General features: G+C 64.5%; 16 protein-coding genes, 1 tRNA gene and 2 rRNA genes (1 of these 19 running past the window's edge). 16 read left to right on the forward strand and 3 right to left on the reverse strand.

Annotated elements, in window-relative coordinates:
* The 6 genes from G7077_RS07870 to G7077_RS07895 form a co-directional block, all read left to right on the forward strand.
* A 23S ribosomal RNA gene (locus G7077_RS07870) occupies positions 1-1,050 on the forward strand; it begins 1,743 nt to the left of the window's first position.
* A 111-nt stretch (positions 1,051-1,161) separates the two neighbouring features.
* Positions 1,162-1,276: ribosomal RNA gene (gene rrf / locus G7077_RS07875) — 5S ribosomal RNA — on the forward strand.
* Positions 1,277-1,389: 113 nt separating this feature from the next.
* Positions 1,390-1,466, forward strand: a tRNA-Met gene (locus G7077_RS07880).
* A gap of 95 nt (positions 1,467-1,561) precedes the next feature.
* Positions 1,562-3,421: an ABC-F family ATP-binding cassette domain-containing protein gene (locus G7077_RS07885; protein ID WP_166411217.1), complete on the forward strand. Its 1,860-nt coding sequence runs from the start codon at positions 1,562-1,564 to the stop codon at positions 3,419-3,421.
* Between the two features lie 35 nt (positions 3,422-3,456).
* Positions 3,457-4,473, forward strand: a complete 1,017-nt coding sequence (locus G7077_RS07890) for an ATP-dependent DNA ligase (protein WP_166411218.1) — start codon at positions 3,457-3,459, stop codon at positions 4,471-4,473.
* Positions 4,470-5,069, forward strand: a complete 600-nt coding sequence (locus tag G7077_RS07895) for an alpha-ketoglutarate-dependent dioxygenase AlkB (RefSeq protein WP_246167109.1) — start codon at positions 4,470-4,472, stop codon at positions 5,067-5,069. Before G7077_RS07890 ends, G7077_RS07895 begins: the two co-directional genes overlap by 4 nt.
* Here G7077_RS07895 and G7077_RS07900 read toward each other — a convergent pair.
* On the reverse strand, positions 5,054-5,929 hold the full coding sequence (locus G7077_RS07900; protein ID WP_166411220.1) for an arginase family protein: 876 nt from the start codon (positions 5,927-5,929) through the stop codon (positions 5,054-5,056). The genes G7077_RS07895 and G7077_RS07900 overlap by 16 nt on opposite strands.
* A gap of 39 nt (positions 5,930-5,968) precedes the next feature.
* Between G7077_RS07900 and hutI the strand changes: the two genes are divergently transcribed.
* The 5 genes from hutI to hutH are packed head-to-tail and all read left to right on the forward strand — an operon-like array spanning position 5,969 to position 11,659.
* Complete coding sequence (gene hutI / locus G7077_RS07905) at positions 5,969-7,174, forward strand: imidazolonepropionase (RefSeq protein ID WP_166411221.1); 1,206 nt, start codon at positions 5,969-5,971, stop codon at positions 7,172-7,174.
* Positions 7,167-7,772: a Pr6Pr family membrane protein gene (locus G7077_RS07910; RefSeq protein WP_206367606.1), complete on the forward strand. Its 606-nt coding sequence runs from the start codon at positions 7,167-7,169 to the stop codon at positions 7,770-7,772. Before hutI ends, G7077_RS07910 begins: the two co-directional genes overlap by 8 nt.
* Complete coding sequence (hutU, locus tag G7077_RS07915; protein ID WP_166411222.1) at positions 7,772-9,430, forward strand: urocanate hydratase; 1,659 nt, start codon at positions 7,772-7,774, stop codon at positions 9,428-9,430. The genes G7077_RS07910 and hutU overlap by 1 nt, the downstream gene beginning before the upstream one ends.
* A complete protein-coding gene (locus tag G7077_RS07920; RefSeq protein ID WP_166411223.1) occupies positions 9,427-10,122 on the forward strand; it encodes an SDR family NAD(P)-dependent oxidoreductase in 696 nt (231 codons plus the stop codon). Before hutU ends, G7077_RS07920 begins: the two co-directional genes overlap by 4 nt.
* 31 nt (positions 10,123-10,153) lie before the next feature.
* The gene (gene hutH / locus G7077_RS07925; RefSeq protein ID WP_166411224.1) at positions 10,154-11,659 is read left to right on the forward strand and encodes a histidine ammonia-lyase; all 1,506 of its coding nucleotides are present in this window, start codon (positions 10,154-10,156) and stop codon (positions 11,657-11,659) included.
* On the opposite strand, the gene G7077_RS07930 is transcribed toward hutH, so the two are convergent.
* Positions 11,656-12,054, reverse strand: a complete 399-nt coding sequence (locus G7077_RS07930; protein WP_166411225.1) for a DUF2147 domain-containing protein — start codon at positions 12,052-12,054, stop codon at positions 11,656-11,658. The genes hutH and G7077_RS07930 overlap by 4 nt on opposite strands.
* A gap of 470 nt (positions 12,055-12,524) precedes the next feature.
* Here G7077_RS07930 and G7077_RS07935 point away from each other — a divergent pair, with 470 nt between their 5' ends.
* The 4 genes from G7077_RS07935 to G7077_RS07950 all read left to right on the forward strand — a co-directional run bounded on the left by G7077_RS07935 (position 12,525) and on the right by G7077_RS07950 (position 14,940).
* The gene (locus G7077_RS07935; RefSeq protein ID WP_166411226.1) at positions 12,525-12,683 is read left to right on the forward strand and encodes a Flp family type IVb pilin; all 159 of its coding nucleotides are present in this window, start codon (positions 12,525-12,527) and stop codon (positions 12,681-12,683) included.
* Positions 12,684-12,815: 132 nt separating this feature from the next.
* On the forward strand, positions 12,816-13,223 hold the full coding sequence (locus G7077_RS07940) for a BLUF domain-containing protein (RefSeq protein ID WP_246167110.1): 408 nt from the start codon (positions 12,816-12,818) through the stop codon (positions 13,221-13,223).
* A 96-nt stretch (positions 13,224-13,319) separates the two neighbouring features.
* Positions 13,320-14,216, forward strand: a complete 897-nt coding sequence (locus tag G7077_RS07945) for a hypothetical protein (protein ID WP_166411228.1) — start codon at positions 13,320-13,322, stop codon at positions 14,214-14,216.
* Between the two features lie 145 nt (positions 14,217-14,361).
* Complete coding sequence (locus G7077_RS07950; protein ID WP_166411229.1) at positions 14,362-14,940, forward strand: DUF3732 domain-containing protein; 579 nt, start codon at positions 14,362-14,364, stop codon at positions 14,938-14,940.
* A gap of 20 nt (positions 14,941-14,960) precedes the next feature.
* Here G7077_RS07950 and lepA read toward each other — a convergent pair whose 3' ends face one another.
* A complete protein-coding gene (gene lepA, locus G7077_RS07955; RefSeq protein ID WP_166411230.1) occupies positions 14,961-16,796 on the reverse strand; it encodes a translation elongation factor 4 in 1,836 nt (611 codons plus the stop codon).
* Positions 16,797-16,954: 158 nt separating this feature from the next.
* On the opposite strand from lepA, the gene G7077_RS07960 reads away from it, so the two are divergent.
* Positions 16,955-17,743 (forward strand): CsgG/HfaB family protein, encoded by a 789-nt coding sequence (locus G7077_RS07960; protein ID WP_166411231.1) that lies wholly within the window; start codon positions 16,955-16,957, stop codon positions 17,741-17,743.
* Positions 17,744-17,745: the final 2 nt, after the last annotated feature.

The following is a 17,745-nucleotide window of genomic DNA, read 5'->3' on the forward strand; positions in this document are numbered from 1 at the left end:
CTGACGCCTGCCCGGTGCCTGAAGGTTAAGAGGAGGAGTGCAAGCTCCGAATTGAAGCCCAGGTAAACGGCGGCCGTAACTATAACGGTCCTAAGGTAGCGAAATTCCTTGTCGGGTAAGTTCCGACCTGCACGAATGGCGTAACGACTTCCCCACTGTCTCCAGCACATGCTCAGCGAAATTGAATTCTCCGTGAAGATGCGGAGTACCCGCGGTTAGACGGAAAGACCCCGTGCACCTTTACTGCAGCTTCAGAGTGGCTGTGGGAAACAATTGTGTAGAATAGGTGGGAGGCTTTGAAGCTCGGGCGCCAGCTCGGGTGGAGCCGCAATGTGAAATACCACCCTGTTGTTTTCTACAGTCTAACCTCGCACCGTTATCCGGTGCAGGGACCCTCTGTGGCGGGTAGTTTGACTGGGGCGGTCGCCTCCTAAAGAGTAACGGAGGCGCGCGATGGTGGGCTCAGGACGGTTGGAAACCGTCTGTTAGAGTGCAATGGCATAAGCCCGCCTGACTGCGAGACTGACAAGTCGAGCAGAGACGAAAGTCGGTCATAGTGATCCGGTGGTCCCTCGTGGAAGGGCCATCGCTCAACGGATAAAAGGTACGCCGGGGATAACAGGCTGATAACCCCCAAGAGCTCATATCGACGGGGTTGTTTGGCACCTCGATGTCGGCTCATCACATCCTGGGGCTGGAGCAGGTCCCAAGGGTTTGGCTGTTCGCCAATTAAAGTGGTACGTGAGCTGGGTTCAGAACGTCGCGAGACAGTTTGGTCCCTATCTGCCGTGGGCGTCGATACTTGAGAGGAGTTGACCCTAGTACGAGAGGACCGGGTTGAACATGCCTCTGGTGGACCTGTCGTGGCGCCAGCCGCGCAGCAGGGTAGCTATGCATGGACGGGATAACCGCTGAAAGCATCTAAGCGGGAAGCCTCCCTCAAGATAAGGTATCATCGAGCCGTGGAAGACCACCACGTTGATAGGCCGGGTGTGGAAGCGCAGTAATGCGTGGAGCTAACCGGTCCTAATTGCTCTGTTCGCGCTTGAGAGTCCCACCATCATCGACAGCTCTGCTGCCGATTGGTTGGTTCTCAGCTAGATGACGCCAGTAAGGTCAAAAGCACGGTTTCTAGATCTCTTGTTTGCGCCGTCACCATAGCTTGGTGGCCATAGCGTCTGTGACCCACCCGATCCCATCCCGAACTCGGCCGTGAAACCAGACAGCGCCGATGGTACTACTGCTTAAGCAGTGGAAGAGTAGGTCGTCGCCAGGCTTTGCTGGCGGCGTAAGCAAGAACCCATTCACAGTTTCAAAAAGCCGCTGCCGGCCTAGCCGAGCGGCGGCTTTTTCTTTTTCATCGAAGTTCTACTTCGGTGAAGACGGTGACGCGGGATGGAGCAGCCCGGTAGCTCGTCAGGCTCATAACCTGAAGGTCGTAGGTTCAAATCCTACTCCCGCAACCACCACAACAGCCCGCCTAACCGGCGGGCTTTTTTGTATCTGGCGTCTGCGCATCGCCGCCTTGGGCGCGCCGCATTCCGCTGCTAAGGGCGCGCTTATGCTTTCGATTAGCGGCATCACGGTTCGCCTTGGCGGGCGAACGATCCTCGACCGCGCATCCGCGGCCATCCCGCCGGGCAGCAGTGTCGGGCTGATCGGCCGCAACGGGGCGGGCAAGTCGACGCTGATGAAGGCCATCATCGGCCAGATCGAACCGGACGGCGGTTCGATCGACATGCCTAAGCGAACCCGCCTCGGCTATATCGCGCAGGAAGCGCCGAGCGGCACCAGTACGCCCTTCGAGACGGTTCTTTCAGCGGATACCGAGCGCGCCGCGCTGATGGCGGAGGCAGAAAGCTGCGAAGATCCGGACCGTCTGGGCCATGTCTACGAGCGGCTGATCGCCATCGATGCCTACACGGCCGAGTCCCGCGCCGCGCGCATCCTCCTCGGCCTCGGCTTTGACGAGGAAATGCAGGCCCGGCCGCTCGACAGCTATTCCGGCGGCTGGAAGATGCGCGTTGCGCTCGCCAGCCTCTTATTCTCCGGTCCCGACCTCCTGCTGCTCGACGAGCCTTCCAACCACCTCGACCTCGAAGCGACGCTGTGGCTCGAGAATTTTCTGAAGAGCTATCCTGGCACACTGGTGGTGATCAGCCACGAGCGCGACCTGCTCAACAATGTCGTCGACACGATCCTCCACCTCGAGGGCGGCAAGGTGACGCTGTACAGCGGCGGCTACGACAGCTTTGAGCGGCAACGGGCCGAGCGGGCCGCTCAGATCGCGGCGGCGCAGGCTGCGCAGGATGCCCAGCGTGCCCGGCTTCAGGATTATGTCGCCCGCAACAGCGCCCGCGCTTCGACCGCCAAGCAGGCGCAGTCCCGCGCCAAGATGCTGGCCAAGATGCAGCCGATCGCGGCGCTTGCGGAGGATCCGAGCCTCAGCTTCGATTTCCCAAGCCCGTCCGAGCTACGCCCGCCGCTGATCACGCTCGATATGGCGTCCGTCGGTTACGGCGACACACCGATCCTGCGCCGCCTCAACCTGCGCATCGATCCCGACGACCGCATCGCTTTGCTCGGCCGCAACGGCAACGGCAAGACGACGCTTGCCCGCCTGCTTGCCGCCCAGCTCGCCCCCATGGAGGGGGAAATGCACGCAACCGGCAAGATGAAGGTCGGCTATTTCACCCAGTACCAGGTGGAGGAACTGCACGGCGACGAAACACCGCTGCAGCACATGATGCGTGCAATGAGCGGCGCGACGCCCGGCGCCGTGCGGGCGCAACTCGGCCGCTTCGGCTTTTCCGGCGACAAGGCGACAACCTTGGTCGGCAAGCTGTCGGGCGGCGAGCGCGCCCGGCTGGCGCTGGCGCTGATCACCCGCGACGCGCCCCACCTCCTGATCCTTGACGAACCGACCAATCACCTCGACGTCGACAGCCGCGAGGCGCTGGTTCAGGCGCTCAACGGCTATGACGGTGCGGTGATCATCGTCAGCCACGACCGCCACATGGTCGAGCTGACCGCCGACCGGCTGGTGCTGGTGGACGGCGGCGCTGCCACCGAATTCACCGGCAGCATCGACGATTACATCGACTTCGTCCTCGGCCGGGGCCAGCCGTCGGAAGCCAAATCGAAGGGGGCCAAGCAGGATCGCAAGGCTGCCGCCAAGGATCGCGAGGACGCCCGCGCCCTCAAGAAGGCCGCTGCCGAAGCCGAAGCGGAAAGCGCTCGGCTGGCGGAGCAATGCTCGGCACTGGACCGAGCAATGTTCGACCCCAAGTCGGCGCCGCCGGAACTCGCCGAACTGCCGATGAGCGAGCTCAGCCGCCGCCGCGCCAAGCTCGCGGCGGCGCTGGAAGAGGCCGAGGCGCGCTGGCTGGAGATGAGCGAGCGCTTCGAACAAGCGGCCTGACGGAACAGGGCGCCCGGCGGGCGATTGTTTCCGCCATGTCGGATGACGTCCCCGCACCGATGGAAGCCCTACTCGCCGCCGAACTGCCGGATGGCGAAGGCTGGCAGTTCGAACCGAAATGGGACGGCTTCCGATGCCTCGCGCGCCGGCAAGGCCATGAGGTGACCCTCACCTCGAAGTCCGGCAAGCCGCTCGCCCGCTACTTTCCTGAAGTCATTGCGATGCTTGCGGCTCTAAAGGACGACGACTTCCTCCTCGACGGCGAACTGATCATCCCCGTTGGCGACGCCCTGTCCTTCGACGCGCTTCAACTCCGCCTCCATCCAGCCGAAAGCCGCATCCGCAAATTGTCGCAGCAGACGCCCGCCGAGCTGATGTTGTTCGATCTTCTGTTGCTGGATGGCGAATCGTTTACGGACGAACCCCTTTCCAAACGGCGCAATGCGCTGGAGCAGTTCCACAAGCGCAATCCTGCAAAGTCGCTGCACCTGTCGCCGCTCACCCACGATCGCCAAACCGCGGTCGGATGGCTTCAACGCAGCGGCGGTGCGCTCGACGGCGTCATCGCCAAGCGCACCGATCAGGACTATCGCTCGGGTGAGCGGGCGATGGTCAAGGTCAAGCAGATCCGCACTGCCGACTGCGTAGTCGGCGGCTTCCGCTACGCCGAGAAGAAGCGAGAGGTGGGGTCGCTCCTGCTCGGCCTCTACGACGACGAAGGATTGCTCCACCATATCGGCTTTACCTCCGCGCTCAAGGCGGAGGACCGTCCCGAACTTACCGCCAAGCTGGAGAAGCTGATCCAGGCACCCGGTTTCACCGGCGACGCACCCGGCGGGCCAAGCCGCTGGGCCAACGCCCGCTCGGCCGAATGGCAGCCGCTCAGCCCCGAGCTGGTGGTGGAGGTGAAGTACGACCAGGTCACTGGCCGCCGCTTTCGCCACGGCACCGGCTTCGTCCGCTGGCGCCCCGACAAGGCGCCGCGGCAATGCACCTTCGACCAGCTCGCCCCCGAACTGCGGCCGTCCGAGCTGAAGGAGCTGTTCGGGTGACGGCCACGGGCGACCTGTTTGACGAGCCCCTGCTTGCGGGCCTCCAGTACCAAGCCGACCTGCTTACCCAAGACGAGCATGACGCGCTGATCGCGCAAATGTCCGCAATCGACCTGCCGCCCTTCATGTTCCAAGGTTGGGAGGGCAAGCGCCGAACTCAAAGCTTCGGCTGGCGATACGATTTCAACGACGCCAGCTTCATGCGCGCCGACCCGTTCCCCGATTGGCTTGTCGCGGTGCGCGACAAGGCGGCGGCGTTCGCAGGCCTGTCATCCGACGCCTTCATTCATGCTTTGCTCGCCCGCTACGATCCCGGCGCCGGCATCGGCTGGCACCGCGACCGGCCGGTGTTCGAGCAAGTGGTCGGTATTTCGCTTGGTTCGCCGGCGACGCTGCGCTTCCGTCAGCGCACCTCGACTGGGTTCAAGCGCGCGAGCCTGCACGTGGCCCCGCGCTCCTCCTACCTCCTCTCCGGCCCTGCGCGCCATGAATGGGAGCACAGCATCGTGCCCGGCGAGCTTCAGCGTTTCTCCATCACGTTCCGGACCATGTCGGCGCTCGGCCGCCGCAAGGCTGAGGCTCAGCGCATTTCGTAACCCGCGAGGCACTCCGCAAACCAGCGCGCCGCCGTAAGCGCGCTGAGGTCGCCGGCATCCAGCGACGGGTCCCATTCCACCAGGTCCATCACCCGCACGCGCGGGCCGGACGCCAGCTTGCGGACTGCCCAGAAGAAGTCGTCGACCGCCATTCCGCCGGCGCGTGCGCCCGGTGCGCCTGGAAACTGCGCCCGATCGATCACGTCGATGTCGCAGTCGATCACAAGTGCGTCGCAATGGGCGACATGGTCGAGGGCTCGGGCGACCGCATGTTCGATCCCGGCCCGCCGCACGTCGCCGATCGTCACAACACAATTACCTGCATCGATCGCGTCGCGGTGCATCGCTTCGCTGTTCGCGAATGGCGCCAGTCCAATTTGGACGACGTTCGCGCCCGGCAATCCATCCGTGATCAGCGCCCGCACCGGATTGCCGTTGCTGAGGCCCGCATCCAAGTCGCGCATGTCGAAGTGGGCGTCCAGCGTGATCAGTCCCACCGTCGACAGGTCGCCGCCGACCGCCAGCACCCCTGGCCGGGTCACGGCATTGTTGCCGCCGATCAACAGGGTCAGCCCATGCGCCTCGACTGACGCCGCTGCCGCCTCGCGGATCGGCGCCGTCGCCTGCTCAATCGTAAGCCCCTCAAGCGCAATGTCACCGCGGTCGGCGACCCGCGTGCTCAGCGACCGCCTGGTCTCGACATCGTACAGCCCGATCCGCGCAAGCGTCCGCCGAAGCATTGCTGGCGCCAGATCGCATCGCCCATTCGTCACCGACCCGGCGGCCAGAGGCGCACCGAGCAGTGCCACGGGTGCGTCACCACTCGTCAGCAAGTCCGCAAGGTTCGGCCAACCGCCCATGGCTGGACCCTACACTCGGGCCGTCCTAAGCCCAAGCCGATGTGGGATCGCCTGCTTACCGACTGTCACGTCGCCACGCTGGAGCCCGTCGGCGACGGCCCGCTCGGGATCATCACCAACGCTGCGATCGGCATCCAGGACGGGCGCATCGTCCGCGTCGGGCGGCGCGCCGAGCTGGCCGGCTACCGCGCGCAGGAGGTAGTGCCGCTGGGCGGCGCCTGGGTCACGCCAGGCCTGATCGACTGTCACACCCATCTCGTCTTCGGCGGCACCCGTGCCGACGAACATGCCATGCGCCGCGCCGGTGCGAGCTACGAAGAAATCGCGCGCGCCGGTGGCGGCATCGCTTCGACGGTCGAGCGCACACGCGCATCGTCCGCGACCGAACTGCTTGAGTCCGCGCGCCGGCGCCTACGCGCCCTGATGGCGGGCGGCTGCACCACGGTGGAGGTCAAGTCCGGCTACGGCCTCGACACCCGTGCCGAGCTTCGCCTGCTCAATGTCGCCAAGGCACTTGGGAGCAGCGAACCGGTTCGCATCGTCGGCACCCTGCTCGCCCTTCATGCCATGCCGCGCGGTAAGGACCGCACGGCCTTCGTCGACGAAGCAATCGACGAGATGCTGCCCGCCGTGGCCAAAGCCGGGCTCGCCACCAGCGTCGACGCATTCTGCGAAGGCATCGGCTTTCTTCCGCACGAGGTCGAGCGCCTGTTCGATGCCGCCCAAAACCACGGGCTGGAAGTTCGCCTTCACGCCGAACAGCTCAGCAACCGGGGCGGCGCCAAGCTGGCCGCCCGCTACCATGCGCTATCGTGCGATCACCTCGAACATGTGGACGAGGATGGCATCGCGGCGATGGCTGAAGCGGGCACGGTTGCCGTGCTCCTCCCCGGCGCCTTCTACGCGCTCCAGGAAACCCGCAAGCCGCCAATCGACCTGCTCCGCGCCTATGGCGTGCCGATCGCGGTCGCGACCGACTGCAATCCCGGCACTTCGCCTTTGCTGTCGCCGACCCTGGCAATGAACATGGCTTGCACCCTCTTCGGCCTGTCGCCGGAGGAAGCCATCGCAGGCATGACGATCAACGCCGCTCGCGCGCTCGGGCTGGAGCGGCAGATCGGCAGTCTCGCGCCGGGCAAGGATGCGGACCTTTGCGTCTGGCGGGTCGAGAGCCTGGCCGAGCTCGGCTATTGGATCGGCTTGCCCGGGCCGGAACGGCGTGTGGTCGGAGGACTGGATGCCTAGGTATTTCGCAGCGGTCGTCGCCATCACCTGCTGGATGGGCGTGTCGATCCAGTTCGCGGCGAGCTACGCCAACATCGGCGACGTCACCGGTACCCTGTGGGTGATCCTGCGCTTCTTCACCATCATCACCAACCTGCTTGTCGCTATCGCGATGACCTTGGTGGCGGTCGGCCGCCCGCTTGGACCGGTGGTGCTTGGCGGCCTCACCATGGCGCTGGCGCTGGTCGGGATCGTGTTCGCCGTCCTTCTGGAAGGATTGAAGCCGCTGGGTGGCGCGGCGGCGGTCGCCGACTTCCTCAACCATAAGGCCTCGCCTGTGCTGATGACCCTGTGGTGGCTGTTCTTCGCCCCGCGCGCCCGCCTCGCCTGGAGCGCACCCTTGATCTGGGCAGCCTACCCGATCGCCTATTTCGCCTATGCGCTGGCCCGGGGGCAGGCGGACGGCAAATATCCATATCCCTTCATTGATGTCGCCAAGCTCGGCTGGAGCCAGACGTTGCTCAATGCCGGTGGCATTGCCCTGGCCTTTCTGATCGTCGGCACGCTTGTGGTCGCGTTCGAACGCTGGCGTCATGGCGGCAAATTGAAGAGGCGCTGATGACCGACCGCCGCGACAATAGCCGCCACATTCGCGCCCGCCGGGGCAGCGGAATCGTGGCGAAGCACTGGACCACCGAAGCCGCCGTGCGGATGCTGATGAACAATCTCGACGAGGAGGTCGCGGAGGATCCGCAGAGCCTGGTCGTCTACGGCGGCATCGGCCGCGCCGCGCGCAATTGGGAATGCTTCGACAAGATCGTTGAGACCCTCGAGCGGCTGGAACAGGACCAGACCCTTCTGGTGCAGTCGGGCAAGCCGGTCGGTGTCTTCCGCACCCACCCCGACGCGCCCCGCGTGTTGATCGCCAACTCCAACATCGTTCCCAGGTGGGCGACGTGGGAGACGTTCAACCAGCTCGATCGCGCCGGGCTGATGATGTACGGACAGATGACCGCGGGCAGCTGGATTTACATCGGCACGCAGGGCATCGTCCAAGGCACGTACGAGACCTTCGCCGAGATGGGACGTCAGCATTTCGGCGGCGATCTCAGCGGCAAATGGATCCTCACCGCCGGCCTTGGCGGAATGGGCGGTGCGCAGCCCCTCGCGGCAGTGATGGCCGGCGCCCACTGCATCGCCATCGAGGTGCAGGAAAGCCGCATCCAGAAACGGCTGGAGACTCGCTACCTCGACCGCCGCGCCGACAGCATCGACGAGGCGCTGGAGATCATCCAGTCGGCCACCGAGCCGACCAGCGTCGGCCTGCTCGGCAATGCCGCCGAGCTGGTGCCGGAAATGCTCGCGCGCGGCATCCGCCCCGACGCGCTGACCGATCAGACCAGCGCCCATGATCCCGCCAACGGCTACTGCCCCGCCGGTTGGAGCGTCACGAAGTGGCAGGACATGCGCGAACGCGACCCCGCTGCGGTCGCTTATGCCGCGCGCATCTCCATCGCCCGCCATGTCGAGGCGATGCTGTCGTTCAAGGATCTCGGCATCCCGGTCTTCGATTACGGCAACAATATCCGGCAGGAAGCGAAGGACACCGGCGTTTCCCATGCTTTCGACTTCCCCGGCTTCGTTCCCGCCTACGTTCGCCCGCTCTTCTGCCGCGGCATCGGCCCGTTCCGATGGGTGGCGCTGAGCGGCGATCCGGAGGACATCTACCGCACCGACCAGCGCGTCAAAGAGCTGATACCCGACGACCCGCACCTCCACCGCTGGCTCGACATGGCTCGGGAACGGATCGCCTTTCAGGGCCTTCCGGCGCGCATCTGCTGGGTGGGTCTTGGCCAGCGGCACCGCCTCGGCCTCGCCTTCAACGAAATGGTCCGCAATGGCGAGGTCAGCGCCCCGATCGTCATCGGCCGCGACCATCTCGACAGCGGCAGCGTCGCCTCGCCCAACCGTGAAACCGAAGCGATGCAGGACGGCAGTGATGCCGTCAGCGATTGGCCCCTGCTCAACGCCCTCCTCAACACCGCGTCGGGCGCCACTTGGGTCTCTCTTCACCATGGCGGCGGTGTCGGCATGGGCTATTCGCAGCACGCCGGGATGGTGATCGTCGCCGACGGCACCGACGATGCCGCCCGCCGACTTGAGCGCGTGCTCTGGAACGACCCCGCCACCGGCGTCATGCGCCATGCCGACGCCGGGTATGAGGCGGCGGTCGCCTGTGCTCGCGAGCAGGGCCTTGACCTGCCAATGCTCGGGTGAGCGCGCGTCGCGCAGCGGTAATCGGCGCGAACGGTGGGCTCGGCGCGGCACTCTGCGACGGTCTTGAAGCCCGCGGGTTCGACGTAGTGCGGCTCTCCCGCAATGGAGATGATGGAGTTCACGTCGATATCGAAGCCGAGGCGAGCATTGCCGCCGCGGCCGCTCGCGTCGCTGAGCAGGGCAGCCTGACCCGCATCATCGTCGCCGCCGGCCTGTTGCATAACGAAGGGCTGTCGCCGGAACGTTCTCTCAAGGACTTGCAGCAGGATCGGCTGGCGAAGCTCTTTGCGGTGAATGCGATCGGACCGATATTGGTCGCGAAACATTTCGTGCCCTTGCTTGCGCGCGACGCGCCATCGTTGTTCGCTGCGCTGTCTGCCCGCGTCGGCAGTATCGGGGACAATCGGGTCGGCGGCTGGTACGGCTATCGCGCGTCCAAGGCGGCACTCAATATGTTCATCCGCACGCTCGCGATCGAGGTTGCCCGTACCCGACCGCTGGCGGTCTGCGCCGGCCTCCATCCCGGCACCGTGGACACCGCGCTCAGCAAGCCGTTTCAGCGCGGCGTCGCCGCCGGCAAGCTTTTCACGCCGGCGCAATCCGCCGGATATCTGCTGGACGTCATGGATGGCCTCACACCGACGCAAAGCGGCCGCTGCTTCGCCTGGGACGGGCAGGAGATCGCGCCCTGACAGCGGCGCCGGAATCTGGCACCGTCCCACCATGTTGATCCTCGATCCCGAACAGCTCGACCTCGCCCAGTTGCGGCGGATCTGGTTGGGCAGCGCCTGCAGGCTCGACGACACGTCGATGCAGCGCATTGCCGCCTCCGCCGCGGCCGTCGACCGCATCGTCGCTGGCGGTGAGACCGTCTACGGCGTCAACACCGGCTTCGGCCTGCTTGCCAACACCCGCATTCCCGATGCGCGGCTGGCGGAGCTGCAGACCAACCTCATCCTGTCCCATAGTGCCGGCATCGGCGATCCGCTGCCGCGGCACGTCGTCCGGCTGATGATCGTGCTGAAGTTGCTGGGGCTGGGGCGAGGTTACTCGGGTGTTCGGCCGGCGGCGACCGAGGCGCTGCAGGCGCTGGTCGACAATGACGCGATGCCGGTGATCCCGAGCCAGGGCAGCGTCGGTGCTTCGGGCGATCTCGCACCGCTGGCGCACCTGGTTGCCGCGCTGATGGGTCACGGCCGGATCGACCTGGCGAGCGAGGTGATGCCGGCGGCCGCGGCGCTGCAGAAGCTGGGCCGCGAACCGCTGCAGCTTGGCCCCAAGGAAGGCCTGGCGCTGATCAACGGCACGCAGGCGAGCACCGCGCTGGCGCTCGACGCTTTGTTCTCCGGCGAGCGGGTGTTCGCGGCGGCGGTGACGGCGGGGGCGATGTCGGTGGATGCGTTGAAGGGCTCGGCCAAGCCCTTCGACTCGCGCATCTCTCAGCTTCGCGGTCAGCCGGGGCAGATCCGGGTGGCTTCGGCGATCGCTGGGCTGCTCCACGGAAGCGAGATCCTCAGCTCGCATGGCCGCTGCGGGCGGGTGCAGGACCCGTACAGCTTCCGCTGCCAGCCGCAGGTGATGGGCGCCGCGCTCGACCTGCTGACCAACGCAGCCCGAACGCTAACGATCGAGGCGGGGGCGGTGACGGACAATCCGATCGTGTTTCCCGATACGGACGAGGCGATTTCGGGCGGCAACTTCCATGCCCAGCCGGTGGCCTTCGCGGCGGACACCATCGTCATGGCGCTGTGCGAAGTGGGCAGCCTGTCGGAACGGCGGACGAGCGTGCTGGTCGACCCGAAGATGAGCGGCCTGCCGCCCTTCCTGACCGAGGACAGCGGGGTCAATTCAGGGTTGATGATCCCGCAGGTCACCGCGGCGGCGCTGGTTAGCGAGAACAAGAGTCTCGCCTTCCCGGCAAGCGTCGATTCCATCCCGACGTCGGCGGGGCAGGAGGATCATGTGTCGATGGCACCGATCGCGGCGCGCAAGGCGGGGCAGATCGCCCGCAACGCCGCCGGAGTGATCGGCGTCGAGCTGATCGCGGCGGCGGAGGGCATCGATTATCACGCGCCGCTGACAACCAGCGCCGGGATCGCGGCGATCCACGGCAAGGTGCGGGCGCTAACCCCGCATTTCACCGCCGACCGTTACTGGGCTGACGATATGGCGGCGTTGCAGGCGGCGGTGCTGGGCGGCAGCTTCGGCGGCGAAGGCTGGCTCGATTAGCCGGCGCGATACCAGCGCTGCGTCTTGCAGATCAGGCCGGCGAGCGCGCAGCCCTTCACGACCAGGGTATTGCTGCCTTCCTGGCGGATGGTGGCGTTGCCGCTGAGCTTGCGCTTGGGTTCATAGACCCGGCCGCGATAACCGCCGCGGCCGTCGGGCCGGAAGCCGCTCATCAACTGCTTGCCGACCAACGGCCCCTCGACCTTGTCGTCCGCCTTTTTCGAGGCCCAGACGACCTTGCCGCAATAGGAATTGCCCGCGCAGCGATCGACGTCGATGACGACGTTCCGCTTCGGGTTGGTCCACTTGCCTTCCAGCGAGCTTTGCGCGGTTGCGGAAACGGGCGCGGCGAAGGAAAGCGAAAGAAGCGCGAGTCCGGAGAGAATCTTCTTCATGGGCAGGCATATAGGCATTGTTTGTGGCGAATTTGGTGCGTTCAGCTGTCCAGCTGATGAACACCGAGCGCAAGGCGAACGACGCGAAGCGACGCTTCGACTTGCGCGTAGAGCGTTCAAGCACCCGGCCGGGCTGCGGCGGTACGCCGACAGCTTCGACGTCATGGAATTCACTTCCATGACGGCTTCTCGCCGTTGGTCAAAAGCGACACTCGGGGACGGACCACGATTGGCTGTAGGACTTTTGCTCTGGGGAAGTTGACTCGGGTGACGCGCTGACGCGGGTTGGACGGCGCGCATGTGTCGCCTTTGGCAAGGCGGAGCGAGGTGGAGGGGGGTTAAGCGCGGCCATCGCGAGAGCCTGTCAGCGCAAATCCAAATAGGACAGCCCTTTCGAGCCGCGCTTAACCCGTGGCAAGTTGCAGCTTCTAAGCCCCGACACCGCCGGATCGTTGATGAAGTGGACAGCCATGTCATTCTTCCGTTTGCTCGCTGACGAGCACGGCGCGACCGCCATCGAATATGGGCTGATCGTGGCGCTGATCGCCCTGGCCTGCATCGTCGCCTTTCAGTCGCTGGGGCTGAACCTGGCCGACGTGTTCCTGACCATCGGCAACGCGATGGGGTGAGCGCTTCGGATGGTTAACACCATTGCACACCATCTTTTTGTCAGCTGTTGCGGTGCGGCGTGCCGGGGCAATGAGCGGCGTCAGCGTGCCGGAACCATGCTGCCGGGTGGGGACAGTGAAAGGCGTTCAGACGTGACCTACCTCCAGCTTTGCTACATTTCGACCATGCGCGCGCCCGTCGGACCGGCGGAGTGCGAAGACATTCTCGCCGTGTCCCGCCGCAACAATGGGCGCGACGGGATCACCGGCCTGCTGGTGGTCGGCACCACCCGCTTCCTCCAGCTGCTGGAAGGCCCGCCGTCCGCCGTCCGCGCGGCCTATGCCCGGATCAAGGCCGACCCGCGCCACTATGCCGCGGTGGTGGTCTCCGAACGGCAAGTCGAGGAGCGCGACTGCCCGGATTGGGCGATGGGCTATGTGCCAGGCGGGGCGGACAAGAGGGCGGAGCTGCAGGCGCTGGTGGAGCGGCTGGCGGCGCCGATCGCCAACAAGAATGTGCGGGCTCAGTTTACGGGCTTCGCGGCTCTTCAAGCCGCGTAGCACCTCCGCCGTTTGACATAAGCTGGATGAAGGTGCGCTTGGGTCGCAGTAAGTCGTAGGATTGACTTCTACGATCAACAGCACCGTAATAGCGGCATGTCGACCGCAATTCCAAAGTCCGGATCGTCGTCGGCATCTGGACCAGCAGCCGGTTACTTCTACCAGCTTCGTTACGGGCTTCTACGCGCGCTACAGTTACATAAGAAGCATCCAACTGGTCGCATCGTCATCGAAACCATTGATGATGTGACGTTTGTGGGTGGGAACCTTCAGATCGACAGTCAGCTGAAGCACAGCGTTCAAGCTGACACTTTATTCAGCAAGTATAATCCTGGGCTTTGGAGAACGCTCGCCATTTGGCTGGACCGAATGAATGAGGGGATCTCAGACCAGCACGAATTCCATCTCGTAACCACATCCGAAGTCAGCCCTCATGATCCCTTGGCAAAGCTGATGCCCGGGTCGGATGATCTGGCCGTGTCGGCAGCACTTGCGGAGCTTGAGCTAACAGCGACGAATTCGACGAACTCTACAAGCCAGAAGGATCGATCCAAATTCATGGCGGCAGACCCAGGAGATCGATTGTCTCTTATCCGCCGGATTCAAGTTGTGAGTGGAACGCCCGACATCGCAGCGATCGCGGCCGACATTGAAGCCGAGATACACTTCGCTTGTGAAGCAGCTCGGAGGAAAGAATTCAGGGAGGACTTAGAAGGCTGGTGGGTAGTTCGCATCTTGGATGGTTGGAAAGCGGCGAAAGGAGCTACGGTTGAGCTAGAAGAGGTTGCTGGTCGCGTAAGCTATCTTCGAGAGCGCTTCGAGCCTTCAGCACTTCCTATCGACGTGCCTGATGAAGACTGTGGGGACCTCATGGAGGAACGCGTCTTTCTGAAGCAAATTCGGCTGGTAACTGATAACGAGCGGCGGGCCACGTCTGCAGGCCCATATTTCGGAACTGGAAAAGCGCCAATCGAACCTGCGAGCCCGAATTAGCGAAAGTCAGGCTCAGATTAATCGCATCGTTGAGCAAACTGAGGCGCTCCGCGACGCTCGAGACCTCAGATCCCGTCAAGCCCGCGTTCAAGGCAGGCTAAGCGCTTTTCTGGAGCAGCAAGCTACGGCGGACGAGCAGAGTGCTTTGGAGCAGCAAGTCGAAGAACTGAGACGGACAGTTCGGAGGCTTGAGTCGGATCTTGACGGAGAAAACTATCTTTCCCGGCTACGCAACGCCGAGGCGAACCTTGAGGAGAAGATCACGCAATACACCAGGGAACTGGAGCTAGAGCATGCGCACGGAAGAACACGATTAGACGTTCGGAAGCTGACGGTTATCTCCGAAACACCGCGTGGCTCCATTCCGCTCGAAGACATGGGAAGCGGAGACACCTGGGTGGGTTGTCACGTGGCAACACACATGGCGCTACACTCTTGGTTTCGCGAAAGGTCGCGCCCCGTTCCTTCCTTTGTGATCTTCGATCAGCCTTCGAAAGCGCACTATCCGCCTGAAACGGATAACACGGAGGCTGTGCAGGACGACGACCGGCGATCCGTCCTAAGGTTATTCCGCTTTCTATTCGAGAGATCGGCTATGTCTGCACCATTTCAGACGATCGTTTTGGACCATGCGGACGAGAAGGAGGCGTGGTTTCAGGACAGCGTAACCGAGCGCTGGCGCGATGGATTGAAACTCGTCCCTAGTCATTGGCCCGACAGATGACACGTTGGGCGACAGCGCCGCTAGGCGTCGTCACCCATACGCAAAGCAGCAATAAACGCCTCTTGGGGTATGGAAACACTCCCATACTCCCGCATCCGCGCCTTGCCCTTCTTCTGCTTCTCCAGCAGCTTCCGTTTGCGCGTCGCGTCGCCGCCGTAGCATTTCGCCGTCACGTCCTTGCGCAGTGCGGCGATCGTCTCGCGGGCGATGACCTTGCCGCCGATGGCGGCCTGGATGGGGACCTTGAACATGTGGCGGGGGATGAGCTCTTTCAGGCGCTCGCACATGCCGCGGCCGCGTTGCTCGGCGGTGCCGCGGTGGACGATCATGCTCAAGGCGTCGACCGGCTCCTCGTTGACGAGGATGCTCATCTTGACGAGGTCGCCCTCGCGGGTGCCGATCTGCTCGTAGTCGAAGCTGGCATAGCCCTTGGAGATGCTCTTCAGGCGGTCGTAGAAATCGAACACCACTTCGTTGAGCGGGAGCTCATACTTCAGCTGGGCGCGGGTGCTGGCGCCGTGGCCGACGTAGGTGAGCTCCTTCTGGATGCCGCGGCGGTCCTGGCAGAGCTTCAGGATGGCGCCGAGATATTCGTCGGGCGTGTAGATGGTCGCGGCGATCCACGGCTCCTCGATGCTGACGATCCGGTTGGGATCGGGCATGTCGGCCGGGTTGTGGAGGTCGATGTCCTTGGCGTCCTCATTCTTCGTGTGGCTGAGGTGGATCTTGTAGACCACCGAAGGCGCCGTCGTGATAAGGTCGAGGTCATATTCGCGGGTCAGCCGCTCCTGGATGATCTCGAGGTGGAGAAGGCCGAGGAAGCCGCAGCGGAAGCCGAAGCCCAGGGCGGCGCTGGTCTCCATCTCGAACGAGAAGGAGGCGTCGTTGAGGCGGAGCTTGTAGAGGCTGTCGCGGAGCTTCTCGAACTCGGCGGCGTCGACCGGGAAGAGCCCGCAGAAGACGACCGGCTGCACTTCCTTGAAGCCGGGGAGCGCCTCGGCGGTGGGGCGCTTCACGTCGGTGATGGTGTCGCCGACGGCGGTCTGGGCGACCTCCTTGATCTGCGCGGTGATGAAGCCGATTTCGCCGGCGGCAAGCTCGGGCAGCTCGATGCGCTTGGGGGTGAAGCAGCCGACGCGGTCGACGAGGTGCTGGGTGCCCGCGGCCATGAAGCGGATGTTCTGGCCCTTCTTGAGGACGCCCTCGATCACGCGGACGAGGATGACGACGCCGAGATAGGGGTCGTACCAGCTGTCGACGAGCATGGCCTTCAAAGGCGCGTCGCGGTCGCCCTTGGGGGCGGGGATCTTGTCGACGATGGCCTGGAGGATCTCGTCGATGCCGATGCCGGACTTGGCGGAGGCGAGGACGGCTTCGGAGGCGTCGAGGCCGATGATCTCCTCGATCTCCTCGCGGACCCGCTCGGGCTCAGCGGCGGGAAGGTCGATCTTGTTGATGACGGGGACGATCTCGTGGTCGTGCTCGATCGACTGGTAGACGTTGGCGAGGGTCTGCGCCTCCACGCCCTGCGCGGCGTCGACGACGAGGAGCGCGCCTTCGCAGGCGGCGAGGCTGCGGCTGACCTCGTAGGCGAAGTCGACGTGGCCGGGCGTGTCCATCAGGTTGAGCGTGTAGGTGTCGCCATCCGCCGCCTTCCAGTCGAGGCGGACGGTCTGCGCCTTGATGGTGATGCCGCGCTCCTGCTCGATCTCCATATTGTCGAGCATCTGGCCATGGGTCATCTCGCGGTCGGTAAGGCCGCCGGTGCGCTGGATCAGCCGGTCGGCAAGCGTCGACTTGCCGTGGTCGATGTGGGCGATGATGGAGAAGTTACGGATCTTGGAAAGGTCGGTCATTTGAGGGCGCGGCTAGCAGACGGCGAGGGCGCTGTGTAGCCGCTCGGCTGGATGCGGGGCCGAAACGATGCTATATGCCGCAGCAAGGGGCAGCGACCAGGTGGGGGAGACCTGGGCGCACACGTCCCCGATTCTACCTTTCAGGGGGCATGACATCCATGAAGCTTTTCACCGTTTCCGTCGCCGCGGCGGCGCTCCTCGCAACCAGCCCGGCACTGGCGCAACGTTCGTCCGAGGCAAGCTCGGGCCGCAAGGACCAGGCTCGCGGCACCGCCGAGATCCCGCGCTGCAGCAAGAAGCTGGGCACCATCGCCATCGTCGAGCCGGACCAGCAGTGGTGGCGGGAGTATAACCTCGGCAGCCCCGAGGCCATTTTGAAGGTTTTCATCCAGCAGTCGGGCTGCTTCGGGATCGTCAACCGTGGCGGTGCCATGCGCAGTCGCGCAATGGAGCGCGCAATGGCGGACGCGGGCGAGCTGCAGGAGGGTTCGAACCTCGGACGCGGCCAGGTCAAGGCGGCGGATTACTACCTGGAGCCGGGCATCGTCAGCGCTAACAAGAACAGTGGCGGCGGCGGGATCGGTGCGGCTGCGGGTGGCGCTCTCGGCGGACTGTTCGGTGGCGCTGGCCGGGCGATCGGCGGACTCGCGGGCGGTATCAGCATCAAAAAGGGCGAGGCCAACGTGACGCTGTCGATCGTCAATGCGCGCACCACAGAGGAGGAAGCGCTGACGGAAGGCTATTTCCGTAAGCGGGACCTCAGCTGGGCGGGCGGCGGCGGTGCCGGCTGGTGGGGCGGCTTCGGCGCGGTTGGCGCAAGCGGATACCAGAACACGGAGATCGGGCAGATCATCGTGCTGGCGTATCTTGACGCCTACAAGAAGCTGGTGACGCAGCTTGGCGGCCTGCCGGCTGATGCGGCACCCGCGGCGCCGTTGGCACGCTAACA

The organism is Sphingomonas piscis (genome assembly GCF_011300455.1).
Taxonomy (GTDB): domain Bacteria; phylum Pseudomonadota; class Alphaproteobacteria; order Sphingomonadales; family Sphingomonadaceae; genus Sphingomicrobium; species Sphingomicrobium piscis.

Bases quoted from the DNA above. Each gene is read 5' to 3' on its own strand.
- G7077_RS07930 (WP_166411225.1), bottom strand. From the start codon at position 12,054: ATGAAGAAGATTCTCTCCGGACTCGCGCTTCTTTCGCTTTCCTTCGCC.
- G7077_RS07935 (WP_166411226.1), top strand. From the start codon at position 12,525: ATGTCATTCTTCCGTTTGCTCGCTGACGAGCACGGCGCGACCGCCATC.
- G7077_RS07960 (WP_166411231.1), top strand. From the start codon at position 16,955: ATGAAGCTTTTCACCGTTTCCGTCGCCGCGGCGGCGCTCCTCGCAACC.
- hutI (WP_166411221.1), top strand. From the start codon at position 5,969: ATGTGGGATCGCCTGCTTACCGACTGTCACGTCGCCACGCTGGAGCCC.
- G7077_RS07885 (WP_166411217.1), top strand. From the start codon at position 1,562: ATGCTTTCGATTAGCGGCATCACGGTTCGCCTTGGCGGGCGAACGATC.
- G7077_RS07900 (WP_166411220.1), bottom strand. From the start codon at position 5,929: ATGGGCGGTTGGCCGAACCTTGCGGACTTGCTGACGAGTGGTGACGCA.
- hutU (WP_166411222.1), top strand. From the start codon at position 7,772: ATGACCGACCGCCGCGACAATAGCCGCCACATTCGCGCCCGCCGGGGC.
- G7077_RS07910 (WP_206367606.1), top strand. From the start codon at position 7,167: ATGCCTAGGTATTTCGCAGCGGTCGTCGCCATCACCTGCTGGATGGGC.
- G7077_RS07890 (WP_166411218.1), top strand. From the start codon at position 3,457: ATGTCGGATGACGTCCCCGCACCGATGGAAGCCCTACTCGCCGCCGAA.
- G7077_RS07945 (WP_166411228.1), top strand. From the start codon at position 13,320: ATGTCGACCGCAATTCCAAAGTCCGGATCGTCGTCGGCATCTGGACCA.
- hutH (WP_166411224.1), top strand. From the start codon at position 10,154: ATGTTGATCCTCGATCCCGAACAGCTCGACCTCGCCCAGTTGCGGCGG.
- lepA (WP_166411230.1), bottom strand. From the start codon at position 16,796: ATGACCGACCTTTCCAAGATCCGTAACTTCTCCATCATCGCCCACATC.